Raw genomic sequence first — 7,004 nt, forward strand, 5'->3', positions numbered from 1 at the left:
GGGATTCTGCCACCGGCGTCCGATTCTGAATGCTTAATGCCGTAAATCGCTGTAATCCGAAAAGATTGCTGGTTGTCCTTTCGCGTGTAGATGATGGGCTGCCCAAAAGTGTTGCGTACATCTTTAACCATTTGGTTTAGCAGCCCGTGCCATCGCATATTATTTCGCTCCAATCACTGCTTTAAACAGCATTTCAGGGCGTGTACAGATGTAAAGCGGATAGCTATAGACCTCCGGTTTTACCCATGCATTACGGTCGTGATCAATGATCAGCATGGTGTAGAGAGGTCTTCCAACCGTGTTGGCAAAATCCAAGCTTTCACCTGGTGCAAAGGTTTTTTGGAAGACACCAGGCGCATCAACAGGAAAGAATTGACATTCATCAGGCTTAATGCCTATGGCGCGCTTTGTTCCAGCCTTCGCACTTATATTATAGTTGTGAATACTCCGGTAATTAATGAAAGTGACACCTGCAAAGTCAAAACTGCCAAAGCTGCCCGAGCCAAGAGCGCTTGGTGTTGCAATACCTCCGGCGCTATTAAGTGTTTGTGCTAAGGCTGTGTTGAGATAAGTTTCACGAATTGTTTTATGGTTTTTCAACTTGGAAAAGAATTCATTTCCACAAAGACCAATAATCCGTGAACGATCAGAAAATGCTCCTTTTGAAGCCTCAATCATCCTCATAATGACTTGGTCAACATGGTCAGCAACATTGGTTGTCTCATTATTCAGTTTAAAGTCAATGGGCTTTGGTGGTGTGATTTCCCATTCTTTGTACCAATCGACAATCACGGAGCCATCAGCATCAAGAACCACCCCTTGAACGGCGCCGAGTTGCATATTCTCCCATGTCAATTCAATTTCAGAAATCAGTTTCTTTTGTTTTTTGGCAATATATTTCATTGCTGTCTCTAACTGATCTTCTGCGCCAAATTCACGCCGGTTTTGGATTTCTTCTGATTTCACCGTATCACTTTTGGCAATCCGTGTTGTTTTGAAAAATCGAAGATTACGACCCTCTCTATCACCTTCTGCCAAAGGTGCCCCGCGTTCACTGGTTTGAATAAGCGAAAATGTATTATCACGCCGTTCAATACCAACCACTGTGGTGCTTGTTTCCACTTCCTCAAAAAGATCAAGAGAACTAATAAGCCCCGGTTGAAACTCATAGTTTTCGATGGCTTTCATCATTGTGATGCTTGAGAAAGCATCATGTTTAAAAAAGTTCATATCCATGTGCGCATTCTCCTATCGCAATAGAATGTTGTTTTTGTCTTCTAAAGACTGAATGGCTGCTTTCTTTTGCTCATCCGTGATGGCATCTGGCCATAGCAGTTCAGAAGCTTTTACAGTGCATAAGCGTGCTGTAATCACGGCGCGTTGATCGGCGCCTGTTGCGTCAATAGTGGCAAAAGAAATCCCTGCCGGTGTTTGACTGCCATCTGATGCTGCTGGATTAAGGGGGACATAGTGTTCCGTTGCGGTTATCTTCCCCATGACAGTTCCTGCTTCAATGAATGCTCCTGATGCAAACACCACTTCTTCGTTTGACATATCGGGGTCGTAGGGTCCAAGATAAGCGCCATTGCGTACGTCGTCATAAATAATATTCGTCATTTCACTGCCCTCCAAGCTGCTTCCCATTTTGCGTGAATCTTTGCCTTGCTCGTCCCATCACTATGAGGGGTATAAGGCGAGACTTTTAAAGACGCGCTTTGAGAGCTAGCTGCTGTCAACACACATTGGCGTGCTTTCTCGAGACTCATACCGTTTTGAATAGCTTTTGCTGCGTCAAAAGAAACGCCTAAGTGCTTTGCTTGCCTTTCAAGGGTTGTTAGTGCTTTTGCGCGCTTTCTTTCTTTTTCAAGCACGGCTTTCATATCTTCGCGCTTGTTTTCATTGTCTTCATCCTCATCTTCGTTTTCTTCTTCATCGTCGAAGTCTTCGGCGTTTTTGTCGACGTCACTATCGTCTTCGTCCTCTTCCTCGTCATTGATGATGTCGACGATCTTTTCGTCATCCTCTTCTTCAGCGCGGTATTGTGTGCGTGCCATGTGTTTTGTCCTTCTTTTTCTGTTGATGTTGGGTTTTGTGATATGGAATCCGTTAAGGCTTCCAAAGCTTGCGCAAGGGTCCCCTGCGCATCTGCTAATCCAAGCGTGATCGCTTGGTTGCCTATAAAAGTTTCTGCTTTTGTGTCACGAATTGCATCAGCATTTAAGCGTCTGTTTTGCGCCACCAAATCAACAAACATCTCGTAGAGCAGGGCGCAATCGGCTTGCATTTTTATCTGTGCTGTATCGCTCAAGGGTTCATGAGGATTGCCATGAACTTTGTGATCACCTTCAAAGACAAAGGTCCATTTATGCCCGTGTTTTTCATCTGCACGGGACTGGTCAAGATGAGCACAAACAACCCCAATCGAGCCCACAACACCCGTGCGAGCTACCCATATTTGAGAAGCAGAGCAGGCAATGGCATAAGCTGCAGAACAGGCAAACTCATTGGCATGTGCCCAAATGGGTTTATTGTATTGTTTTGAGAGTGTTTGAAACTCTTCAACCAAATCAAAGACACCACCGGCTTCTCCACCGCCGCTGTCAATATCAAGTAAGACAGCGCGAACATCAGGTTGTGCAATGGCTTCACGAAAAGAAGCCCTTAAACCTTCATAAGAGGTTAATCCCGATAAAGCCCCAAGCCATGCACCACGGCGCACAAGCGTGCCATGAACTGGTAGGATAGCAACATTGTTTTGCACCACGTAAGTTTCTGGTGGTCTTAAAGCTTCCGTATCCCCTTGCGCAAAAGCCTTAGGGGGAAACTTTTCTCCCTCAAAAAGACGCGGCGCAAGAGCATTCAAAATGATATCAAGCTTTGTCGATGCAAGCATATGAGGAACACCAAAAAGCCGTGATGCCAAAAACGGCATGTCGAGATTATTCACCATTTGTATGTGCCTCACTGCCTTGGTTGCTTTCATAAGTCTCAGAAGGTTCTGAATCTGCGGTATCAATTACTTGATTGCTACCAGAGGGCGCTGCCATATCCGTGTCAAAAGATAAGCCGCGCGCACGAGCATCTGTGTGCTCTTCTTGCAGTTCGGCATGAATGCTGTCGATATCAAAGCCGCGCTCGGCAAGTGCCATGCGTCGTGTTTTCAAGCCTGCACGGATTTCTTCTTTTTCCGCTGAGATATCCTTGTTTGGATCAATCATTTCAAGCGGGGGCGCAAAGCTTTCACATTGAAGCCATGGCAAGGAATTTTCTTCCCACCCTGGCAAATTGACGCATTTGACAAGCACTGCCATTTCAACAAAACGCTCCCATATAATGCGATTAAACTGAAAGGCAATGATATGTTCACGCCATTGTTTGACGTGCCGTCTAAACTGAATGATAGAGGTACGCACATTTGAAAAATTGCCGCGCGTAACGTCTCCAGTCACAACGGCATAAGGCATATTAAGAGCAGAACAAATCTTTAAAATATTACGATACTGAAAAGCCTCATAAGAACCACCAACTTCAACAGGGGTTGAAAATGTAATTTGTTTTTCGCCATCCACCATGTTGACCGATCCAGGATAAATTTTATCCACGTCAGGTGCCTCTTCAGTCTTCTTTGGGGGCGTCGTTTGTTCACGATTTTCCTCTAATGCCGCATCATGAGATTCCTTCCCTGTAATAAACACCGCAAAAAGAGCCGCCGTCCTTTTTCTATCGAGTTCTGCGTCGTCATAGGATTCCAGTTGAAAGATCTTTGTCATACAGCGCGTTATTTTGGGAGAACCGCGCAATTGTCCGGCAATACGGCGCTCTTTGATGTGCAGGACCATTTCAGCGGGGACACGCACGCGCTCTTGGCTCTCAAATGCCATATTTGCAGGGACATCATCATAGGGGTGATGTTCCCAGAAATGATAAGCAACGCGCTTGCCACTGGCATTAAATTCAATTCCCATACGAATGTAATTGCCTTCAATCTCAGCAGGTCCATTGTAGGAAAGGTCCAACATTTCCGTGGGATAAACTTGTAATTGAAGCGGTACACCAGAGCGTCCGTAGAGATCAACATAATGCAATCTTACAAAGCACTCTCCGGTTAAAAAGACCTCTCGTGCAATGGTTGCTTGCAGCCCATAAAAGCTGGTATCTTCATCATAATCGGCTTCATCAACCCATTGCCACCATAAGTCTAAAAGCTTTTTCTTTTCTTCTTGAAAGCCTTCAATACGAGGATAAGGTTTAATCCCATCACTTACAGCCGCAGAGACCCATTCCTCCGTTGCAGAGCCATAAAGAGCTTCATTGTCATAAAGCCATCTTGAACGGGCAACAATGGTATCACCGCATTCCTCAATGGCTTTATTAATATGTTTTTTTGCGGGGTCAAAACCACCCATACGGCGGCTTTTGCTTGCCGCTTCAAAATGGGGATTGTGTTGACGAGAAATTGTAAAAAAGCCCGTGAGTTTATTGAAAAAACCAGCCATTAATAGCCTCGTGATATATTAAAATAGAAAACGCGTGAACGCTTGCGTCCTTCAAGGTTGGCTATTTGTGTGTTCAGCATCTCAAGCGCTCTGCGCAGTTCCTCAACAGAACGGTTGCTTACTTGCTTATCGCCATGGCGCACCGATTGTGCTCCCGAATAAAGAGCTTCTTCAATTTGCTCACGCCGCCTTTTTAAGTTTTCAAGTCTGTCAATTTTGCTGTTAATTGGTTCTAAAGTTTCACCCACAAATTACCTCCAATCCCCTCGCATATAAGGATTCATCATTGTTCTGAATGGCTTCTTTTGAGGCTGTGCTGTCTGAGATCTTTTTGGAGCAGGAGAGGGGGCATGTCTTGGTGTTGGCTGCTCTAAAGAGCCCTCAATTTTAAGTTTTTCCAGACGCTCTTCTAAGATATCGACTTCTCGATTAAGGTTTATTCCTGCCGAAATTAGACCTTGTAAAGCAGCATAAGCATAGACCCTACAGTCCAAGGCTTCATTTCTTGCCTTTTCGCTTTTTTGCCATTCAATGCGCTTGAAGCCTTTAAAATATTTGATGACTTTTCTTTCAGCGGTTAGCTGATCAAAATATTCCCGATCAAGGCTTTTGTGAAAGTGTGTTGCACCAGCCCCCGATGCTTCAGGACCGGATTTTTTAAACCGTGCCGTGATAATATCTTTTGCTGCATCAACACCAACAATATAGAGATTGATCTGTCCTTTGTTGTTTCTACTTGGGCGGCGTGGCCATACCGCACGCCATCCCGCTTGTCCCTTAATCCCCCAGATACGTCGCCCCTCACGCGGGCGAACATAATTATAAACTGCCTGTGTATGTCCACCACCGGTATCAATACAAGCAGCCGTTATCTTGATGCCGTCTTTGTAACCTAGATGCGGCCAGCGTCTTGTAAGATATTCATCCAATTGGTCCCACACTTCAAAAGAAGAGGGATCACCAAGGATAACTTGATAATCAATATGCCAGCTTTCTTCACTGCGTCCCCATCCAACCACTTCAAGTTCCAAGCGGTCATTTTGCACATCAATACCCGCTGTTAACAACACGGCTTGTTCTGGTGCCAATGGATAATCTTCGCGTTTTGCATAGAGGCTATCAGGATCAACAACTTCGCCTGTTCTGTCTTCCCATGGCTCTCCAAGAACTGTATTAATAAAAACTTGCAAAAGAGCAGGGTCTTCTTTGGCTCTTAAAAATTCGCGCGCACAATCGCCCCAAGTCAGCCATGGCGAATAAAGCGCTGAAATATGGTAAGAACGTAGACGAGGCTTACTTGACTCCTGTGTTGCGATCCAGCAAGCACCGTTTTCTTCTGCCATTAAGGTGGGCTTACGATGTTCGGCATGTTCATGACCACAATGGGCACAAACAAACACAGCTTTTTCGGGGGCGCCTTTTGGCCACTTGATTTGTGACCAAACAATGGGCTGTAGAACACCACATGCATCACAAGGCACGTTGTAATATCGCTGGTCTCCTAGCACAAAATCCTTGGCGATACGGCTTGTGTCACGGTGTGTCGGCGTGGACAATTTAAAAATTTTACGTTGAATAAAAGCAGAGGTTCGTTTTTCAGCAATTGTTACAGGATCGCCTTCATTATCGACATTCAATGGGTAAGCATCGACTTCATCCAAAACCAAATAGCGAATAGGAGAAGAACGCAATCCAGCAGCACTATTTGCTCCTGTAATCATCAATGTTCCCCCATAAAATTCCTTTGAAAACATTGTATTTCCACTGTCTCGTGCACGAGCAGGAGCAATGCGTTCACTTAAAGCAGGGCTAGCTGAAATCATCGGATCAAGACGAGACTTTGACAGTTTCTTAGCGGTCTCAACTGTCGGCATCACATAAAGGGCAGGTCCTGGACTATGATGAATGGCATAACCACAAAAGTTCAATGCTGCTTCCGACATTCCAACCTGAGCCCCCTTCATCACAACCGTTATTTCAGTCGGATCATAAACAGAAAGATTATCCATGATCTCTCGTAAATAGGGGGTACGTATAGTCCTCCATAATCCAGGCTCAGCACTCGTAACTGTGCTCAAATAACGATTTTTATCAGCCCACTGGGAAACAGTATAAGGCGGGTCAGGACGGCGTCCTTCATTCGCATAGCAAAAAAAGAGCCCAGCACCAGAGGATGAGGGCGAAGCATCACTACTTATCATGTTCTGGATTCTCTTCTAAAATGTTGGGATCGTGAAAAGAAACAGGGACGACATTTTCCATTAAAGCTTTGCGCATATGATGATCGATAGCTCCAATAAGGCTCGCAGCATCACATCCTACTTGCGCCGCAATTTCAGTACCAAAGCGATAGGCAAAATTGAGCATTGTATCTCGATGCGCTCTTCCAAAGTTCCATGCTTCTTTTCTCACTTCTTCACGATCAACAGTTGTTTCGCGTAACTTTTCCAGAGCAATCTTTTCTTTTGCTAGCGCAACTTGCATTCGCTCCAGTTTTATCTTGTATTC

At 45.0% G+C, this 7,004-nt stretch carries 7 protein-coding genes and 1 pseudogene; all 8 read right to left on the reverse strand.

Translation table 11 applies throughout. The features are described 5' to 3' along the window. Positions 1 to 159: 159 nt before the first annotated feature. Positions 160 to 1,236: a major capsid protein gene (locus ACFIKJ_RS08315; protein WP_375670468.1), complete on the reverse strand. Its 1,077-nt coding sequence runs from the start codon at positions 1,234 to 1,236 to the stop codon at positions 160 to 162. 12 nt (positions 1,237 to 1,248) lie between these two features. Then, positions 1,249 to 1,617: a head decoration protein gene (locus ACFIKJ_RS08320; RefSeq protein WP_375626882.1), complete on the reverse strand. Its 369-nt coding sequence runs from the start codon at positions 1,615 to 1,617 to the stop codon at positions 1,249 to 1,251. Next, complete coding sequence (locus ACFIKJ_RS08325; RefSeq protein WP_041581352.1) at positions 1,614 to 1,880, reverse strand: hypothetical protein; 267 nt, start codon at positions 1,878 to 1,880, stop codon at positions 1,614 to 1,616. The genes ACFIKJ_RS08320 and ACFIKJ_RS08325 overlap by 4 nt, the downstream gene beginning before the upstream one ends. After that, positions 1,877 to 2,950, reverse strand: coding sequence for a S49 family peptidase (locus tag ACFIKJ_RS08330; protein WP_375627491.1), 1,074 nt, complete (start codon positions 2,948 to 2,950; stop codon positions 1,877 to 1,879). Before ACFIKJ_RS08330 ends, ACFIKJ_RS08325 begins: the two co-directional genes overlap by 4 nt. Next, entirely contained in the window at positions 2,940 to 4,496 is a 1,557-nt protein-coding gene (locus ACFIKJ_RS08335) for a phage portal protein (RefSeq protein ID WP_375670469.1), read from the reverse strand. Before ACFIKJ_RS08335 ends, ACFIKJ_RS08330 begins: the two co-directional genes overlap by 11 nt. Then, positions 4,496 to 4,744 (reverse strand): phage head-tail joining protein, encoded by a 249-nt coding sequence (locus tag ACFIKJ_RS08340; RefSeq protein ID WP_375627489.1) that lies wholly within the window; start codon positions 4,742 to 4,744, stop codon positions 4,496 to 4,498. Before ACFIKJ_RS08340 ends, ACFIKJ_RS08335 begins: the two co-directional genes overlap by 1 nt. A gap of 3 nt (positions 4,745 to 4,747) precedes the next feature. Beyond that, positions 4,748 to 6,697, reverse strand: a complete 1,950-nt coding sequence (locus tag ACFIKJ_RS08345; protein ID WP_375670470.1) for a phage terminase large subunit family protein — start codon at positions 6,695 to 6,697, stop codon at positions 4,748 to 4,750. Beyond that, positions 6,687 to 7,004, reverse strand: a pseudogene (locus ACFIKJ_RS08350) (hypothetical protein); the annotation flags it as partial. The pseudogene ACFIKJ_RS08350 and the gene ACFIKJ_RS08345, both read right to left, overlap by 11 nt.

Source organism: Bartonella sp. PS7NMGDW (assembly GCF_042193585.1).
Lineage (GTDB): Bacteria > Pseudomonadota > Alphaproteobacteria > Rhizobiales > Rhizobiaceae > Bartonella > Bartonella grahamii.